This window comes from Photobacterium sanguinicancri (assembly GCF_002265265.1).
Classification (GTDB): domain Bacteria; phylum Pseudomonadota; class Gammaproteobacteria; order Enterobacterales; family Vibrionaceae; genus Photobacterium; species Photobacterium sanguinicancri.
This window is the reverse complement of the sequence record NZ_NOIF01000114.1, coordinates 1-16,059: the sequence shown is the minus strand read 5'-3', so window position 1 is coordinate 16,059 and position 16,059 is coordinate 1. Positions and strand designations below refer to the sequence as shown.

11 protein-coding genes are annotated in these 16,059 nt (G+C 43.8%); 3 read left to right on the top strand and 8 right to left on the bottom strand.

Features of this window, described 5'->3' with window-relative positions; genetic code table 11:
* Positions 1 to 56: 56 nt before the first annotated feature.
* Positions 57 to 974, top strand: a complete 918-nt coding sequence (locus tag ASV53_RS15945; RefSeq protein ID WP_094957807.1) for a LysR family transcriptional regulator — start codon at positions 57 to 59, stop codon at positions 972 to 974.
* 141 nt (positions 975 to 1,115) lie between these two features.
* Here the strand turns inward: ASV53_RS15945 and ASV53_RS15940 are convergent, their stop codons facing one another.
* From ASV53_RS15940 to ASV53_RS15930, 3 genes are all read right to left on the bottom strand, one after another.
* Positions 1,116 to 2,645, bottom strand: coding sequence for a YfcC family protein (locus ASV53_RS15940; RefSeq protein WP_094957806.1), 1,530 nt, complete (start codon positions 2,643 to 2,645; stop codon positions 1,116 to 1,118).
* A gap of 294 nt (positions 2,646 to 2,939) precedes the next feature.
* Positions 2,940 to 4,502: a glutamate synthase-related protein gene (locus tag ASV53_RS15935; RefSeq protein WP_094957805.1), complete on the bottom strand. Its 1,563-nt coding sequence runs from the start codon at positions 4,500 to 4,502 to the stop codon at positions 2,940 to 2,942.
* 468 nt (positions 4,503 to 4,970) lie between these two features.
* A complete protein-coding gene (locus tag ASV53_RS15930) occupies positions 4,971 to 5,504 on the bottom strand; it encodes a dihydrofolate reductase family protein (protein ID WP_094957804.1) in 534 nt (177 codons plus the stop codon).
* A gap of 98 nt (positions 5,505 to 5,602) precedes the next feature.
* On the opposite strand from ASV53_RS15930, the gene ASV53_RS15925 reads away from it, so the two are divergent.
* The gene (locus ASV53_RS15925; protein WP_094957803.1) at positions 5,603 to 6,169 is read left to right on the top strand and encodes a TetR/AcrR family transcriptional regulator; all 567 of its coding nucleotides are present in this window, start codon (positions 5,603 to 5,605) and stop codon (positions 6,167 to 6,169) included.
* Between the two features lie 111 nt (positions 6,170 to 6,280).
* Here ASV53_RS15925 and ASV53_RS15920 read toward each other — a convergent pair whose 3' ends face one another.
* From ASV53_RS15920 to ASV53_RS15900, 5 genes are all read right to left on the bottom strand, one after another.
* Positions 6,281 to 8,560 carry a glycoside hydrolase gene (locus ASV53_RS15920; protein WP_094957802.1) on the bottom strand — a complete coding sequence of 760 codons (2,280 nt, stop codon included), beginning with the start codon at positions 8,558 to 8,560 and terminating at the stop codon, positions 6,281 to 6,283.
* A 128-nt stretch (positions 8,561 to 8,688) separates the two neighbouring features.
* Positions 8,689 to 9,543: a DUF2861 family protein gene (locus ASV53_RS15915; protein WP_094957801.1), complete on the bottom strand. Its 855-nt coding sequence runs from the start codon at positions 9,541 to 9,543 to the stop codon at positions 8,689 to 8,691.
* Positions 9,540 to 10,205 carry a response regulator transcription factor gene (locus ASV53_RS15910; RefSeq protein ID WP_094957800.1) on the bottom strand — a complete coding sequence of 222 codons (666 nt, stop codon included), beginning with the start codon at positions 10,203 to 10,205 and terminating at the stop codon, positions 9,540 to 9,542. The genes ASV53_RS15915 and ASV53_RS15910 overlap by 4 nt, the downstream gene beginning before the upstream one ends.
* Positions 10,202 to 11,614, bottom strand: a complete 1,413-nt coding sequence (locus tag ASV53_RS15905; protein ID WP_239928816.1) for an ATP-binding protein — start codon at positions 11,612 to 11,614, stop codon at positions 10,202 to 10,204. Before ASV53_RS15905 ends, ASV53_RS15910 begins: the two co-directional genes overlap by 4 nt.
* Positions 11,615 to 11,832: 218 nt before the next feature.
* Positions 11,833 to 12,741: a LysR family transcriptional regulator gene (locus ASV53_RS15900; RefSeq protein ID WP_062687831.1), complete on the bottom strand. Its 909-nt coding sequence runs from the start codon at positions 12,739 to 12,741 to the stop codon at positions 11,833 to 11,835.
* 220 nt (positions 12,742 to 12,961) lie between these two features.
* Here ASV53_RS15900 and ASV53_RS15895 point away from each other — a divergent pair, with 220 nt between their 5' ends.
* On the top strand, positions 12,962 to 15,880 hold the full coding sequence (locus ASV53_RS15895; protein ID WP_094957799.1) for an MGH1-like glycoside hydrolase domain-containing protein: 2,919 nt from the start codon (positions 12,962 to 12,964) through the stop codon (positions 15,878 to 15,880).
* The last annotated feature ends 179 nt before the right edge of the window (positions 15,881 to 16,059 follow it).

Here is a 16,059-nt window from a genome sequence, read left to right as displayed (position 1 = left end):
AGCATTATAATTTTCTCACTATTATCAAAAAATTTTAGACAATCAGTGAGAAGTATATGTTGTTAGAAGACCTGCAAATCATACTGAAAGTCGCTGAGTTCCGAAGTATAACGGCCGCCGCCGCTAATTTAGATATGCGGACAGCAACGGCGAGCGCTGCGGTAAAACGAGTCGAAAACGCATTAGGTTTGGAACTGTTTATCCGTACAACGCGTCATTTAAGGTTGTCGAGTGCTGGCGAGCGTTATATCCCACAGTGCGAGCAAGCCTTACTCATGTTGGATCAAGCAAAGCAAAATATGAAGGATGGGTTGGATATTGTTGACGGCGAACTGCGTATTGCACTGTCATCTGATTTAGGCCGAAACTTTGTACAGCCTTGGCTTGATGAATTTATGGATGTGTACCCTCAATTAAGTGTTCGCGCCAATATTAGCGATAGCAATGTTGATTTTTATCGAGACGCTGTCGATATGGCCTTGCGTTACGGATCGCCAACCGATGCGAATGTCTACGGCTTTAAAATCTGCGATGTGCCGCGTGTACTTTGCGCGACAAAAGCGTATTTAGCGCAACATGGAACGCCTAGTGTGCCTAATGATCTTACTCAGCATAATGCGCTGCTTTATCAACTTCATGATGTCATTCAGGACGTGTGGGAGTTTTCAGCAGATGGTGTTAAGCATAAAGTGAAGCTAACCGGCAACAGGGCATCAAATGATGGCGATATGGTACGACGTTGGTGTACTGCAGGACACGGGCTCGCGGTGAAATCCAGTTTAGATATGTCGCAAGATTTGCTGTCAGGTAAAGTAGAAAGTGTGATGCCAGCGTTTAAGGCAACGCCGACCGAGTTGTGGTTAGTTTGCCCAAGCCGACAATCTATTACTCCTGCGGTGCGTTTATTACGTGATGCTTTTAGAGAGAAAACTGCAGCAATACTCGAACAGCTTGCAGATAAAGGTGTTATTTAATCTTCTTACTACTACTGGCGTTGATCCGTGATGAAAGAATGCCGCTCATACTATAGAACGGCATTTTTGTGTTTCACTTAGTTTCTCACTCTAGCTTCTCGCTTTATCTTCTCACTTTAAGCTTTGTAGAAAGATCAGCGATTAAATATACACACTGATCAGCAAAGTCGTGGCTGATAAGGCTATTAATATCCCTAGCAGTGGTAATACGAATTTTAACCATTTATCGAAGGTAACATTCACCATCGCCAGTGACGCTAATACTAAGCCTGTTGGCGTAATAAAGGCCATTAACCCCATACCAAATTGGTAAGCACTGACAATATTGTCGCGAGGCACACCCACCACATCCGCTAACGGTGCCATGATAGGCATCGACAATACCGCTAAGCCTGAAGAAGACGGCACGAAGAAAGATATTCCTGAGAACAAGAACATCATCACTACGATAAACACCCCTTTGTCCATACCATCAACCATAGCCGCGCTCGCATGCAAAATAGAGTCACTGATCATGCCGTTATCCATTAGCACAGTGACACCACGAGCAATTGCAATGATTAATGCGACACCAAGTAAGTCGTTGGCACCTTGGATAAACTCGGTGACAAATTGTTTCTCTGGAATGCGGTCAACAATGGCAATGACAATGGCAGAAACAAAGAACAGAGTGGTCATCTCTTCAAACCACCAACCTAAAGATGATACGCCATACACCATGATGAAGAAGGTTGAGGCAAATAAAACCAGAATCAGTGAGTGATGTTTCTCAAGTTTGCTGTGATCTTGGTCGGCAGACACATTCTTTAAGAAGCGCGCTTCTATCTCTTTCTTTTGACTATAGATTAAGGATTTCGTTGGATCGGCTTTTACTCGCTTAGCATAACGAATAATGTAGAGCATGCAGGTAACTGTACCGACAATAAGCAAAGCTAGGCGGGAATTCAGGCCAAGCGTCCAGTTAATGCCTGCCGCGTTAGACGCAATAATGGTCGAGAAGGGGTTCACGGTTGAACACATGGTACCGATTGAAGAACCTAAGTAGATAGCAGCAAGTGCAACGATGGCGTCATAACCTGCGGCGATAAAAATGGGTACCAAAATAGGATAAAACGCGATGGTTTCTTCTGCCATTCCAAAGCTGGTGCCGCCGAGAGAGATAAGCGCGGTGACAATCACAATTAACCATGTTTCTCGGCCTGTCATCACATGAGATAAGCGATTTATCCCTGCACTGAACGCCCCTGAATGGTTAACAATGCCAATAAAGCCACCAATGACTAACACAAAGAACACCACATCTATCGACTGGTACATCCCTTGGATAGGGGCTTGGAATAAATCCATAATCCCTTGTGGATTAGGTTCAACGGCAGTGTACGAATTTGGGATCCCGATTGGTTTATAGATATCGCCATTCACGAATTTCTCTAAATCCGCTTTAATGCCAACACTGTCGAGGCTTGCTTGAGTCGCTGGAAGCTCCGAGGTTGATCCATCGGCATAGCTGATTTCAAATTTATCACCTTGATACGACAGTTTGTTATACACCCCAGCGTCAATAACCCAGGTTAGTATTGCAACAATCGCCGCGACCGCAAAAAGCACGGTATAGGCGGATGGGAAGCTCAGCCCTTTCTTTGCAGGTGCTTGTGTCTCAGTATCACTCATACGCTAACAACTCCATGTTGGTGATTGGTTCGATTTTTAGTTCATAACTGTTTTGTTTACTGCTTGCTTGTTATTTGAGTTTATAGGCTGAATTTAATACTGTTTTGTAGATTAAAAATCGTACCGTGTCGCAAATTTATAGATGTATTAACTAAATCTGCCGTTTAAATCTATATTTTCGACTTGCCGCATTTTGTTGGAGAAGTTGATTATAAAACCATACTTAAATAGAGGTCAGCGTTATAAGGCGGAGCGAGATTACGCTCGCTTTATCCCGCCTTTATTTGTTTACAATCAGCCTTTATTATCCAAGCCCGCATATGTCACACCGGATAAATGCGCCATATCTCGATGCCAAGTCGCTAGATCGTTTGGGTTGAAACCATGTAAGTGGTGATGTCCACAGGCGCGTGCCATCACCTGCATCAGTTCGACAGAGGCTGCGAAAAAGTTGTGTAATTGCTTGGCCGATTTCTCGACGTTTAAACGTTGGCGTAAATCTGCTTTTTGGGTTGCAATCCCAGCGGGGCAGTTATTGGTATTACACATACGTGCTGCGACACAGCCGATTGATTGCATTGCACTGTTTGAAATTGCGACACCGTCGGCACCTAATGCCATGGCTTTGACAAAGTCAATTGGGACACGTAATCCACCAGTAATGATCAGGGTGACTTTGCCACTCATGCCTTGTTGACCAAGGTAACGCCGAGCACGGGCAAGGGCTGGAATAGTCGGAACACTGATATGATCACGAAACATTTCAGGGGCTGCTCCAGTGCCGCCACCGCGCCCATCAAGAATGATGTAATCGGCGCTGGCATCAAGGGCAAACTGGATGTCTTGTTCGATATGGTTGGCGCTGAGCTTAAAGCCGATGGGGATACCGCCCGTTATTGATCGAACATGATCGGCAAAACGTTTGAAATCATCGGCTGTGGCTAAATCTTTAAAGGTGGGCGGAGAAATGGCCGCTTCACCTTCTGGAATACCGCGTACCTGAGAAATTTTCCCTGTATTTTTATTGCCCGGTAAATGGCCGCCAGTCCCTGTTTTTGCGCCTTGGCCACCTTTAAAATGAAAGGCTTGGACATTTTTTAACAACTCTTCGTCATAGCCAAATTGTGCGCTGGCAAGCTCATAAAAGTAGCGTGAATTTGCGGCTTGTTCCTCGGGCAACATGCCGCCTTCACCTGAACAAATGCCTGTACCAGCAAGTTCTGCTCCTTTCGCTAATGCCGTTTTGGCTTCTTCTGATAACGAACCAAAACTCATGTCTGAAACAAATAAAGGAATGGATAATTTGAGTGGCTTTTTAGCGTTGGGGCCGATCACTAATTCAGTGCCAACGGGAACATCTTCCAGTAAAGGTTTGGTCGCCATTTGAGCAACCATGATTTGCAGATCGTCCCAATGTGGCAGTAGGTGGCGGGGCACTCCCATCGACGTCATTGGTCCATGATGGCCCAGTTTAGATAACCCTTCACGGGCAAGCTGATGGATGAAAGCAACGGTTGGTTCTTCTATGGTTGGAGTTGCTGCAGGCGCAGTTGTAGATGTTGAATCGGTTGCGACTTGAATTTGCACGCCTGGACCTTCATTGCCGACTTGCTCTGCTGAAAATTGTTTGTGGGAGCCATCGCAAAAGGGGGAATTTGCGGTGTGTTTACATTGGCATAAGTAACTGTCGCCCGTTTCTTCAGCGGTGAAGCTTTTGGGCTTGAACCCAGTTCCCGCATGTGAGCCGTCGCAAAAGGGTTGGTTGCTCGAACGTCCACAGGCACAAAAATAATATTCTTGTCCTTTTGTCAGTTCGACTTTTATGGGTTTATTGTCCGCAACGATTGGTTTATCCATGCTTTTACCCTTATTGGTCAAATTGCTTCTATTTCATAAAGCGCACGATGCCATTGTTGCTTTTGTTGCTATGGCGCGCTGATGATCTTCTGCTGAATTAAGACAGTGGCACTGTGTGAAAGTACTGTGTGAAAGTTTTGACCAAGATTGGCAATCTTGCCATTTGTGAAGGAGTAATGGGTGAGGCTTCGGAGTGCTGTCGCGATAAATTGACACGAACTAGCGAATTTACTTTATGAAAATAGGCCAGTTCGTATTGGAGTCAGTCGTCTTACATGGTGTATAGAGATCGAATGTGAAGAGGTGAGAGGAGGTGGTTAGTCATAATATCCCGCTCGTACTGTGGCGCCAATAAAGTTACACCGTAGGCGTTAAGCATGGGTCATAGTGGTCATCCCCACATCGTAAGAGGGGGGGAGACCTGTATCATACCCCTCTATACGTATTTCTTTAACTAGCGGATATCACTTACCGAACACGCATAAAGCTGTTTTGTACAATAGTGTTCAACAATTGCTGTGATTCAATATGTTTGAATTTTAACGGCGCGGCTAGATCACCAAACAGTGAAATACCACCGCCCAATAAGACTGGAATCGTGGTGATGATCATTTCATCGATCATGTCTTCTTTGAGAAAGTTTTGGATAGTCACGCCACCATCAATGTAAAGGTTGGTGAAGCCTTGCGCATTGATGCTTGCCACAACGTCTGTAAGTTCGCCTTTCATTAAAAATATTTTGTCTTCATAGCCAGCTGGTACTTGTGTCATGGTGTTGCTTAGAACGAAAACAGGTTTTGGGTATGGCCATTCACAGTCAAAACTTAGCACCATATCAAGCGTGTTACGGCCCATCACAAGCGCATCAATACGATCCATAAAGTTACCAAACCCCATATCTGAACCCTCAGGGTTTGGGACTTCATGTAACCAATCAATCTTGTTGTTTTTGTCTGCAATGTATCCATCAAGACTGGTTGCGATATAAACGATATTCGGCATCTTTGACTCCACGATCGTGATCATTATCAGTTGGCAATTTATGTATAACGCTATAAAATATTCTACAATGTAGAAATTAATTGTAGCGAGTGATACCAATGAGTGTCAACGAGAAAAAACGGGGTCGTCCGAGTGGCAAGGGCAGTCTGCTTAATCAAGCTAGGATCATTGAACAGGCGAAAGACTTGATGCAAGTTGAAGGTAAAATCCCCAGTATCCGCAAGTTATCAGCTGCGTTAAATGTGGATGCGATGGCGATCTACCATTACTTCAAAAATAAAGATGCGCTACTTGAAGCCATTACTGTTTCTTTAATTACTGAAGTTTATGAGCCTGATGGTCAGCAAGATTGGCAGAGCGAACTAGAACAACTAAGCCACAGTTACTTAGTATTATTGGGGCAGTATTCGGGTTTATTAGAAACCTTGTTAACGATGAAATCAGCAGGACCTGCTCAGGTTTTTATCGAGCGATTTGACCTTGTGGTTGCGCCTTTAGGCTTACAGGAAACAACCCGCATTGATGCGCTTGGCTTGCTGGTGGACTATTTGCACGGCTTTGCATTAGCGATGAAGTGCAGCAACGGGACATTAACTATCGATATGTGCAAAGGCGCTTTGGGCTTGTATTGCCGTGGGATTGCAAATGAAAGGGTAGAGTCGTGACGTAAAATGAGCGAAAGCATGTGTGGATTTTTTGCTTGCCAATTTAACAGAGTAAAGTCTTTGGATACATCCAAAGACTTGATGGGGCTTTCCGCGAGCTTTAACTATTTGTTATTTACTTACCCAGGACACTTTTTTACCGTTACTTAAATCGGCAATGATGGTGTGTGGTGCAAGTGATGCTTGACGGTATTTGAATAATTTATCTGAAAAGTTAGCCGTAATTGTGCTGCCATCGCTAAAGCGAGTTTGGTGGATATTTCCTTTATTATCTAGCCATTTAAAATCAACAAGCTGTTTATCCCAAAGTTGTTGGTGAATCGGCTCGTAACCCTCTTGATAATGTTGAAGCGCTTTGATTCTCGGGCTATTGGCACTCTTTGCTTCATCGCGACTGAGGTGAACCATCGCAGGCGTGTTATAGAGCATCGAAATCAAATCACGTTCTGTTTGTACGTTACTGAATTTGAGGCTATCACTATGCCAGTGGTGGCTGTTAATCACCTCATCGTGAAATACGGTTTGGTATAAGGGTACGCGGTATTGTGGTGCAAACAGCAGTGTTTTATAAGGTTTTTTGACCTTGGCTGATTTGAAGAAGAAATCTGGCTTATGATCCGGGTACCAGCGACCAAGGTAATAAGGCGAGGCTTTATTACTCTTCATGTCTTTATCTGTCCAGCCAAAACCTATGGTTTCTAAGCCATGAGCAAAAGCGGTTCCAGTGGTGGTTAAGCTATTACCATCTTCTGAACCTAATACCACGCCTGTATTTTTTGCAATCCAATCCATACGATGGTTAAACGCAGTGAGCATCTGGGATTCCTTACTTTTTGCTTGGTAATCTTCACGTGCCATGGCGGTGCCATCAACATCCAGAAATAAGCTATTGAATCGCCCGTATTTCACAATATCTTTAACCCTTTGCTGTACATAATCAAGATGACATTGAGGGTTAAGGTAATACCCATTCCCTCTGAAGCCTTTTTTCTTGCTGCCATCGGCAAGCTCTATGGCACATTGCTTACGTATTGCATTTGGTAATTGAGCTGTGAGCCAGCCATCGTTTAAACCCAATGGAATAGCGGTATTATACGAATCGTAGGTTGCCACTAGGTATCCTGCTTGCTTGGCTTTATCGACCACCTCTGGTTGGTAAAACGCAGGCATCCAGTTATCTAACCCTAGCCACAATTTGTTAATCCCTGATTGTTTTAGTGCTGTGATCATATCTTCCGAGAGTGCTTGTCCCCATTTTCCACTGCTGATCAGATAGGGCTGCGCATGTTGTGCTAACCATTTTTTCCGCAGTTGAACGGCGTTAAATTGTGCGGCAATGCCGTTGCTAGCAAGGGTTGGCTGAGGTGCCGGATACTTAGTGTGAAGAGAGGCATTAATACTGTCGACCAATAATTGTTTATGATAATGGCTAAACCAATCTTTACCTTGGGTCAGTGCTTTGAGTTCTTTATCCGCTTCAGCAGGGATCGTTAGTGTTGAATGTGTAAAGTACCAATCTTTGAGCTTCCACCAATTCACAACGTCCTCTGGACTTATCCCATCAGAACCGAACAGGTACACCTGAGAAGCGCCAATCATCTTTTCAACAGCGGGTGTTTGTATGATTTTCTTCGTTAACGGTTCGGCTTGGTTGTGCTTGATTCGATATTGGCGATAGCGTTTTGCGCCATCAAGTAGCTGTTTATCAAGGCTGATCTGCACATCGAAAGATTCGGCTCGGTTAAGTTGTGTAAATTGATGGGAAGCGAACATATCAACCTGCTTTTGATTGCTGGAAAAATCTAAGCGGTTGTTTGTTGCATTCAGCAGTTGGACTGTTACGTAGCGGTTGCCGTTTTTCACTGTCCAAAAAGGCATTTTTAAGTCTTGGGTTGTGTTTGCTCCTGAATGATTTTTCTCCAGGTACTTGGCCCAAGTGGCGTTATTTATCGGTATACGCATGCCTTCGCTAAAGGGTAAATAAAGTGCTTGGGTTATTTTTTGTGGTAAATCAAACCATGCCAATGTCATAGGGTGATTTCTTTCGATAACCTCTTTGTTATCGAGGCGAAAAGAGAGTGTCAGGTTGCCTTTTAAACTCGCTTTGACGTGAATTTTACTGGGTAGTAGCGTCCACTCAGCTTGATGAGGTGAAGGCTGAGTTAGATGAGTGATTGTCTGAGGTTTCTCATTGATTGTTAAGTTTGGTGAATTGATAGCAAGGTGTTTTTGTTCTGCTGTTTTCCAATTTATCTTTAGTGATGTAGGCATTACTGTAACGAGATCCGCACCACTGATTAACGCTATGCTAAGTTCTCGGGCTGTTGCTGAAGGTGCTGCTAATACGGCCATCAATAAGGTGAGCGGGAATGATTTTGCTATGAATGACATGTTTAACTCCGTGTGTGTCTATTACGGCTATTAAACGTTATCTCTCTACAGCAATTGTCACCTATTTGTCTCTATTACTGAACGTTATAGTTTCTTGTTGAATTGTTTCTAAACAATGGCTTGGGTAGCTAGGGCTTCACTTTAAACGGAATGGCGACCCTATGGATATATTCAACTTTCACACCTGTTTGATACTCAAAAACGGATACAGATGCGCTTAAATACCTTGCCTTTTTGGAAGATGGAGAGGGGATAAGTGTGTTTGTTTCAGCGCCAGTTTTACTCAGTGATATCTCGCTGAGGTCTATGGGTTGCTTTAAGCCAATTTGGTTGTAGTTTTGATCGAACCATTGCCAGCTTAATGAGGAGGGAGAGCAATGCTTAACTGTCTCTGGTAAGTGGGTTGTTAGCTGGGTATTGAGTGTTCCTTGTCGAGATAACCAGTTTTCGCTACCACTGTTTGTGATTAGTAATGGGTAGCGGTTTTTACCAACCTCAAGCTGGTATAGCCCTGCTTGGGGTTTAGCGAGTAGCTCATCGGTTTCCCATTCTTGATAATCACGGGTACTCAGGAGTTTTCCATTTAGCAGTTGTTTTCCCCGCGGGTCATAAAGTGAAATCTCTTGCGGTTGTTTTACTTGGTTTGCTTGTTCAGCAGAGATCTTAATTTGATAGCCAAGGCTGGACAGCCCTGAACGGCTAATAATCGTTAACGTTAATAGAGCGGGTAGCTTATTTTGATCCGTCATTAATTGCTGACCACAGCGGGTCTGCACCATAATTTCATTTTTGATTGGCAGCCAGTGCTGACTGTCTATATCGGACTGACTGACGGCTAACAGCAATTCTTGCCAAGCTCGCTGTGGTTGCGCCGCAAGTAATGCGTTTAGTGTTGGCTGTAAAGGCGAATCGGGGAACCAAGAGGCGACCCCCGTCATTGGTGTCAGCATACATCCCATTATGATAAGCGTTTTGATTTTCATGATGCGTTCGCCTCCATTAGGCGATAACCAATGCCACGGTGTGTTTCTATGTTTAGTTCTGGGAATTGCTGACGAAGCCGCAAAATATGGTTATCGACGGTTCGTGTTGTCGGAAATGCTTGATAGCCCCAAATTTTATTTAGCAGTTCTTCGCGATGGAAAACACGCCCTTGATTTTGGATCAGTAGTAATAACAGTTGAAACTCTTTTGGCTTCAGATTTACGTCAGTGGTTTGTTGTTTAACTATCCGTTTAATAACCCGCTTGGATGGATCAATGGTGAGTGATTGATAGCTGATTTGCCCTGAACCAATTGGACGTAGGTGGGTGATGATCCTTGCCAGTAACTCTTCTTGGGCAAAGGGCTTTGTCATATAGTCTTTTGCGCCCGTCATTAGCCCTTCAATGCGCTGCTCGACATCGATTTTTGCTGTTAAAATGATCACTGGTAGCGCTTTTAAATTAAGCCAAGACGGCAAGTGTTTGAGGCTATCGCCATCATCGAGTTGGCGATCAAGCACCACTAAATCAGCTTTAAACCAAAATTGTTCTACGTTGTGAGAAGCTGTTACCCAAGTGCACTCAAAGCCATGAGAGACAAGGTACTGACGTAAACCATCACCCAGTAATTTATCATCTTCAATCAGTAATATATGGCTCATAACGGTAGCTCCAAAATACAGCGGGTAGGTTTTCTTTTTATGATTAATCGTCCACCCATTTGTGTCATTAGACGTGTGACGATACTTAGCCCAATTCCCATGTTATTTGTGGTTTGTTTAGGTGATAACCAAGTAAGAATCCGTTTTAAAAACGAAGGGAAATGACCATGGTCCGAAACGGTAATACGTAGTATGTTTTCTGATGCTTTCACATTGGACGCTGACCTTGTTGAAGCGAATATCATTGCGTTGACGCTGACTTTCCCTTGACCATGTTGCTTAGCGTTATTGATCAGGTTATCCAAGCAAATAGATAGCCAATAGAAGGGCAATGAGAGCATTTCATTTTCATCGTACTGACTGCCACCGCATGTAAATCCAATGTCGTGTTTGTCACAAACATGTGCCAACCAGTCTTCCAATGAAGCGGTTTGTTGTATTAGTTGCTGATTTTTATCCGTGCTCAAGTAGCCTTTACTGGTTTCAGTTAACTGGACTAATCGTTGGTGATCGGCGAATAACCGCCACATCGCTTGCTGAGACGCTTGGTTTAGGTTATCGAACTCATCCCTAAACATTTCTACTGTGAGCCCTAAGCTGGCAATAGGCGTGCGCAGTTCATGGGTAAGTAGCTGCAGGATAAAACGCTTATCTCTATTTTGTTGCTGTCTCTGACGTAGGCTTTTTAAGCCGATAATGGCCATACCAAATAGCAGTAGCAATGAGATGAATTTGAAGAGTGCTGTATTGGGTTTCTGCTCGCTTAAGCAAAGATTGCTATAACGAAAGGCGCAGCTATTTCCATTAAGTTTGATGGCAAGATCATTCGCAACGGGTTGCCAAACCTTCGCGGGTATCTTTTTCCAGCCACTTTCGCCGCTTAGCCACAAATTATCTTTATCTAGCCAAGCTCGATAGCCACTTAGCAGCGCGTCACGTCCTTTAGTTGAAAGTTGATTAAAGAAGTGGTGCAAAGGGTGGGCTGGGTTTTCTGCACTTAAATAGATCTGAAAAGGTTCACCGATATCAGTGATGCCTTTGTGCTTGAAATAGCGATCGGCATAGCTTGCCCCCGCGGGGTGGCGAAGTGGATGTTGGCTAAACCAGCTTATATCAAGTACATCGCTATTCTGCGCATCATTATTTTTCGCTTGATCGGAGCAGAGTGCCAATTCAAATTCGACGGCAGTTTTAAGTTTATTATTGTTCAATTTAGGCGTTAAACAAGTTGAACTGATGACTGAAAGTTGCTGAATGTCTTGCCAAATGTAGTGGACAAAATCAGGGTATTGCGCAGCAGATTGCAATAACACGTTGGGGTATTGGCTTAATAGCTGTTGCGATAGCGTCACCGGGTTATTACGCCAGTTTATTTGATAAAAAGCCTGCCATTTTTCTTGTAAGTTCATGGCGCTAGCAGGTGCAGAGGCACTTGCTAGCTGCAGTGCTAACAATAGGGGTAATCCTTGCCCAAATAAGCGGATTGAAAACCGAGATGAACCCATAAAGTGCGATGATTCAAAAGAAGAAGTGTTGTCATGGTATCGGTTTTTCGCTTTGATTTGTAACCCCAGTGTCAACAATGCATTTAAGCCTTACTTTAGCGCGATACGAAATCAGTATGCTGTTATAGCTTAGCGGCAAGTTGAGTGATTTTCTCAATGAGTGCCAAGTGAGATTCAGATGTTTCTCTTCTGTGATGGTAAATGCCCACAGTGCCTGAATTGGGTTCTTTTTCCATGGTTAGGCATTGTAGCCCGAAAGATTCAAGGTACGTTTGTAGCGCCTTGGTATAAGACATGATCGCCACGCTATTTTTAAGAACGTCAATGCTAGCAAGTAAAGAATCAAGCTCATAAGTGGCACGTTCATCAAGTTGCTGACGATCACGCTCGTATTGTTTTGGACTGGGGTTGTCGATGATATGACTGAATTTCTTCGCATCATAAGTGACCGAGAGGGCTGGGTATTCGTGCAGCATCTCTTCGGTTACCGTTTTGCCTAAAAGCGGGTGATCAGGTGAGACAAAATAAGTATCGGTCGTTTGAAAAAGAGGGATAAAAGTCACATCACATTTTTCAGATAAACCCACGATTTCATGGCCAATGAAAAATTCGATATCTTCGTTGATCAGCGAGTCCATTAAACAGAGATGATTACCAAATTCAACGTGGGTAGACGCTAAAGGTGAATGTGTGAGGTGTTCATCCAGTGCTTGTTTTACAAACAGTGGCCACCACGCATCGCCAGTGCCGATTTTAATTTTGCCAACTTGATATTTCTTCCTTTCACTAATGCTTTGTACCATTAGGTTGTATTCGTGTTGCATCGCATTGCTGTGACGATAAAGAATACGGCCATATTCGGTCAGTATCATGCCTTTAGATGTTCGTTCAAACAGATCGACATCAAGGCTTTCTTCAAGCTTCTTTAGATTGCTGGTTACTGTTGGTTGGCTCAGTCCTGCCATTCTTGCTGCGGCGCTAATACTTTTACAACGCGCGACAAGTAAAAACTGTTGCAGAGATTTGTCCATATCTTATTCCTTAAAAGTGCGAGCCATTTTGCACAAATTCACTTGCAAATCACAAATTTGAAATCATTCTCAAGTCAGAATAAACATATTTAATAGATCTAGATCACGGCTGTTCGTCGAGATATAGCTTTTATCTATGACCTGGCGCATCCCACCTATTTTTCCTGTGAGAGTGAGTTTTTTACACTGACGCACAAAATAACGAATGGAAGGGATGAACATGAAACCGAGTATTATCGCGCTTGCTGTCGCATCATGTATCGGGCTTGCCGGGTGTAATTTTAACTCTGACTCACAAGAGAGTGTAAATATGCCGACTGTCGCACCTAAGCCGGAAGATAAACCTATCATCAGCGAAGATTTGTATCTACGTGGTTTAAATGGTGATTGGGGCACGGCTGAGCATGCCAAGCTGAATTATTTGGGTGATAACGAGTACGAAACGGTACTAAGAGTGGCACGCGGTAGTAATCAGTTCAAGATTGCCGATCCTGGTTGGCAGCTAGAATACACCCATTTTACTGAGCCCACTGAGTTTGATGTGGCGCAGGACTACTATCCGAAACCCGAAATTAATGAAGATTGCATGAATGATGACTGTAACTCTGTCATCACTTTTAAAGAAAAGGGCTATTACAAATTTGCTGTCAGTTTTGCCAATGAAAGCAGTGCAACAATGACGGTAACTAAAGCGACTCAAGCTGAGGCTGAGAAATATTACTCAGAGGCCATTATAGATCCTGCGATGGTTCACAACGGCCACCAAGTTAAAGAAGCTCAGCAATTCGCCAACTATGATGGCGCCCAAGATACCGTGGTGTTTTCTGTAAAAGACCCACAAGCCAAACAGCGTGAGTTTGGGATTTCAACAACGACAGAGTTACGTGATGCCTTGGATCAAGGCTTAATTGTGAATGAACAGGCTGGCCCGCGAGTAGTATCAGGCGATGTTGCCTTTGATGCACTGTTTGCGATGAGCCTGAAAGAGCTGAGCCAGCTATCGGTGTCTGAAATTAAAGACGGTAACTATAACTACAATAAGCCAATTAAAGCGGAAGTGTTTGAAACCGGTGCCAAGTGGCACTACGTGTGGACTCGTGATTTAGCCTATGCGGCTGATCTCTCGTTAGCATTGATGAACCCGACACGAGTTGAGAATGGGCTTAATTTTAAATTGTCAGGCTTCCGTGCCAATACTGGAAAGCAATACGACGGCGAGCAAATTGTGCAAGATACTGGTACGGGAGGGAGCTGGCCAATCAGTACCGACCGTACAACGTGGGCATTGGGTGCTGAGCGATTACTTTCAGCATTAGACGGTGAAGCATACGATCAATTTGCGGAACGTGCTTATAACGCGATTAGCAATACACTGGAAGCTGATCGCCTAGCAGCTTTTGATCTGCAGTCAGGTTTGTACAAGGGGGAGCAATCCTTCCTTGATTGGCGCGATCAAACATACTCTACGTGGACACCGCAAGATGTGAATGCCATTGGTAGCAGTAAAGCCTTGTCGACGAATGTAACCCACTATCGAGCGATGCGTTTAGCTGCGAAACTGGCAGAGCAGTTTGATTCAAAAAATGCCGTTAAATATGGCGAATGGGCTAAGCAGTTAAAATTAGCGATTAATGATAAGTTCTGGAATGCCCAACGTGGTATGTACGTTAGTTACCTATTCGATAACGGTAAAGATATCGCGGTAGATAAATATGACATGCTTGGTGAATCATTGGCGATCATCAGTGGTATTGCGAGTGATGAGCAAGCCAAGAAGATCATGGCTAATTACCCACACAGTGAATTTGGTGTGCCCGTGTACTTCCCTCAGCAGCCCGATGTGCCGGTTTATCATAACCGTGCAATTTGGCCATTTGTAACAGCTTATAGTTTACGTGCTGCGAAGCAAACATTGAACGTGGCCGCAGCGAATAATGCGGTGCAATCTTTGGTGCGCGGAACCGCAACGAACCTGTCTAACATGGAAAACCTCGAATGGCTATCGGGTAAGTCATTTATCATTCATAGCGATCATGGTGCAGACGCCAGTCTTGATGGCCCTGTGATTAATTCACAGCGCCAACTTTGGTCGGTCGGTGGCTACCTGAATATGGTTGTGGAAACGATTTTTGGTATTCATACCGAAACAGGGCAATTAGAGGTTAATCCGTTTATTACCGGGTGGATTCGCAATAGCCTATTTGCGCATTCCCAGCAAATCACACTCGAAAATTTTAGCTTCAAAGGAAAAACAGTCTCAGTCACTATCGACTTACCACCAGCAAGTGATGACATGTCTGGTTACTACCCAGTTGATAATGTACAAACCGATAAAAACGGTAACTACCATGTCACTTTAGGTGCGTTGGTTGGAAATGATGACACGATCAAGGTCATTGCGGGCGTGAAGCCTTACGCAAGTGATGATAGCAAAGTGTACTCTCCGAAAGAGCCAACATTAACTGCTAAAGTGATTGATGATGGCAGTGTTAAAGGCGTAGCGGTCGATGTTCAGAGTAAATACAAGGTTAACTTGTACCGCAATGGTCAGCTTATTCAAGACGGTGTTGCAGCGCAGCAGTATATTGATACCCCACAAGGGTTTGCCTGCTACATAGCCGAAAGTATTAATGACCAAGATTTCCGTTCAAATCCAAGCCAACCTGTATGTGTCGGTAATGATATTCGCGTCAAACTTGAAGGCGATTACCATACACTGAAGCAAGGTGTCTCAGTGGTAACGGTTGATCAAGACAGTGGACCTGTAAACAGCCTTAATAGTTTTGTTGTACCTAAGACAGGGACTTATCAAATAGCCGCTTGGTATAACAACAACCTTGGTCAGCTAAACACTGGGATCACAAACACGGTGAAGAAGATTGAAGTGCTTGATGATTCGACGAAGGTGGTTGGTCAGGGTTATTTACAGATGGGGCACATTGGCGAGAACAAAGGGATGCGTTATTCAACCCCAGTTGAAGTCAATTTAGAGCAGGGTAAGGCATATCAGTTCACGATTAAGGATCATTTTAATATGAGTTACCTCAAATCGAATGAAACATATATATACGCTGGTGGCGTCGATGGTGTGAAAAATGAAGCGAAAATTGCAGACATTCGCATTACACCGCTCCAGTAAAGTAGCGCAGCACAGTTAAAGCACCTTGAGTACAAAGCCGTTGAAGTGATTCAGCGGCTTTTCCGTTTTTGCTGTTTATAAATCGATAGTCAACTCGTTTGTCTCTGAATGCTCCTTAATTGATTGTTCGTAATTACTGAATAATGAATTTAAATTTTACTCAATTATCAAATTTAATT

What these genes read in the sequence shown, in the direction of transcription:
- ASV53_RS15915 (WP_094957801.1), bottom strand. Translation starts at nt 9,543, where the DNA reads ATGAAAATCAAAACGCTTATCATAATGGGATGTATGCTGACACCAATG.
- ASV53_RS15905 (WP_239928816.1), bottom strand. Translation starts at nt 11,614, where the DNA reads ATGAACTTACAAGAAAAATGGCAGGCTTTTTATCAAATAAACTGGCGT.
- ASV53_RS15920 (WP_094957802.1), bottom strand. Translation starts at nt 8,560, where the DNA reads ATGTCATTCATAGCAAAATCATTCCCGCTCACCTTATTGATGGCCGTA.
- ASV53_RS15895 (WP_094957799.1), top strand. Translation starts at nt 12,962, where the DNA reads ATGAAACCGAGTATTATCGCGCTTGCTGTCGCATCATGTATCGGGCTT.
- ASV53_RS15900 (WP_062687831.1), bottom strand. Translation starts at nt 12,741, where the DNA reads ATGGACAAATCTCTGCAACAGTTTTTACTTGTCGCGCGTTGTAAAAGT.
- ASV53_RS15930 (WP_094957804.1), bottom strand. Translation starts at nt 5,504, where the DNA reads ATGCCGAATATCGTTTATATCGCAACCAGTCTTGATGGATACATTGCA.
- ASV53_RS15910 (WP_094957800.1), bottom strand. Translation starts at nt 10,205, where the DNA reads ATGAGCCATATATTACTGATTGAAGATGATAAATTACTGGGTGATGGT.
- ASV53_RS15945 (WP_094957807.1), top strand. Translation starts at nt 57, where the DNA reads ATGTTGTTAGAAGACCTGCAAATCATACTGAAAGTCGCTGAGTTCCGA.
- ASV53_RS15925 (WP_094957803.1), top strand. Translation starts at nt 5,603, where the DNA reads ATGAGTGTCAACGAGAAAAAACGGGGTCGTCCGAGTGGCAAGGGCAGT.
- ASV53_RS15940 (WP_094957806.1), bottom strand. Translation starts at nt 2,645, where the DNA reads ATGAGTGATACTGAGACACAAGCACCTGCAAAGAAAGGGCTGAGCTTC.
- ASV53_RS15935 (WP_094957805.1), bottom strand. Translation starts at nt 4,502, where the DNA reads ATGGATAAACCAATCGTTGCGGACAATAAACCCATAAAAGTCGAACTG.